Origin of the sequence: Veillonella parvula (assembly GCF_047241225.1) — a bacterium.
Classification (GTDB): Bacteria; Bacillota; Negativicutes; order Veillonellales; family Veillonellaceae; genus Veillonella; species Veillonella parvula_O.
The window spans coordinates 1-2,034 of record NZ_JBKTIE010000013.1; the positions used below are offsets into that span (position 1 = coordinate 1).

Consider the following 2,034-nt stretch of genomic DNA (forward strand, 5'->3'; position numbering starts at 1 on the left):
AAAGGACTGTCCTTTTGTTGACTTTATTATAAGTTAATTGAGATTTAATTTCAGTGTCTATAGCAACAGAATTGAAATAATTTTATATAAATAAAACCGCCACCAACGGTGACGGTTTAGTATGACTCACCTATATAAAATTACGGGTTAAATGGGAATAAAATTGGCAATAATACAAAAGAAACGATGGCAGATACAATAATCAATGGTACGCCAGCTTTTACATAATCCTTAAAGCTGTAACCCGCCACGTTATACACCATAGCATTTGGAGGCGTGCCCATTGGTGTAGCATATGCAAGAGAACTGGAAATAACGATAGCTACGAGAATCGCTTTTGGGTCAAAGCCTAATTGAGATGCCAAGGACAAGCCGATAGGTGCCAACAATGCAACGTCCGCTGTATTGGACACAAAGTTTGTCATGAATATAGACAAGAAGAAAAGCACTGCTAACAAGACCAATGGGTTAGGTGTCTCACCCAAACCATCAACGATAAGGTTTGCAATAAATGCACCTGCGCCGGATTTTACCATTGCTGTACCAAGAGCCAAGGAACCTACAAACAACAGAATTGTCTTCATATCGATAGACTTAACAGCCTCTGTTTCAGTAATAACCCCAGTTGCTACGATAACAAGAGCACCTACCCAAGCGCTAACAGCCAAAGATACACCGATTTGTTTTTCAAAAATCATAGCCGCAATAGTCAATACAAGCACCAAACCTGCTGTCCATTTTTTCCACATTGGAACATGATCAAAGTCAGCATTTTTTTGATAGTTTGCATCAGGCTCACGAGTTGGAACCTCTGGCACGAAACGTTTGCCAATGAATGCATAGAATAGAGTGCCGATGATAAGTATAGGTAAACCTACTTCACCATAAGCGAAGAAACTAAAGGAACCAAGACCAGCCTCTTGTAAATTAGAGTTTGCAATCATATTACCAGGGGAACCAATCATAGAAATATTACCACCCATAGCGGCTGCAAATGCGATTGGCATTAGGAATTTAGTTTGGTTGAAACCACCCTTTTTACAAATACCGATGACAACAGGAATCATAACGGCTGCCGTACCTGTGTTGGACAAGAGACCAGACATAATACCTGTAAGCATCATGATAGCGATAATAAGGATTGTTTCGTTTTTAGCAAATTTATTAACAACATCACCTACATCAACAGCAACACCTGTTTCAAAGAAAGCAGCACTGATAATAAACATAGCAATGAATAAAATAACATTAGAGTCAACGAAGCCTTTGAAAGCTTCCGTTGCGGTTAATACACCAGAAAGATGCAAACCAACGGCTACAATCATAGCCGTAATAGACAATGGAATCTTCTCCAATGCAAACATGACGATTGCAAATACGAGGAATCCCAATGTAACAGCAACACTATAATCCATGAGAACTTTCCTTTCATGGTAGTCATACACCTATAGTATATAGATATAACTCAGTGATGTAAATCATATAATTTTTTTATAATGAATATTTTTCATATATCTACAACGCTAGATAATACCTTATATATTAAAAGGGGCACAGAATTGGCAATAATACCAATACCACAATACTAGATACAACAATAAGTGGTACACTAGCTTTCACATAATTCAAAAAGCTATAGCCAGCTATATTGTAAACCATAGTATTGGCAGGCATACCAATTGGTGTCGCATATGCCAAGGAACTAGCAATTACGATAGCCGCGAGCACTGCTTTTGGATCTACTTTCGTGCTCATCGTAAACCTCCAGCAGGACTTCCTTTTCTAGACCTCTAAAATAAAATCTATTAAATATGTTAACGCCTCTCCATAATTTTATTGTACTCTTTTTTACAAATATAACTATCTAAATTATATATTTTTCTAACGGAATATAAAAATACACCCCTTATTAATCCAAGGGATGCATTCATTATGATATATTTATTTAACGACGGTCAACAGCATCTTGAAGTTTTCTCGGGCATCGAGGCTATGAGGGACTTCAGAAGGCATGATCAATGTTTCACCAGCTTT

The 2,034-nt window shown here is 37.5% G+C and carries 1 protein-coding gene and 1 pseudogene; both read right to left on the reverse strand.

The window, feature by feature from the left end; all coding sequences use genetic code 11:
• Positions 1-140: 140 nt before the first annotated feature.
• Positions 141-1,415: an SLC13 family permease gene (locus ACLRYO_RS09535; protein WP_004698525.1), complete on the reverse strand. Its 1,275-nt coding sequence runs from the start codon at positions 1,413-1,415 to the stop codon at positions 141-143.
• A gap of 127 nt (positions 1,416-1,542) precedes the next feature.
• Positions 1,543-1,740: pseudogene (locus tag ACLRYO_RS09540) on the reverse strand (hypothetical protein); the annotation flags it as partial.
• Positions 1,741-2,034: the final 294 nt, after the last annotated feature.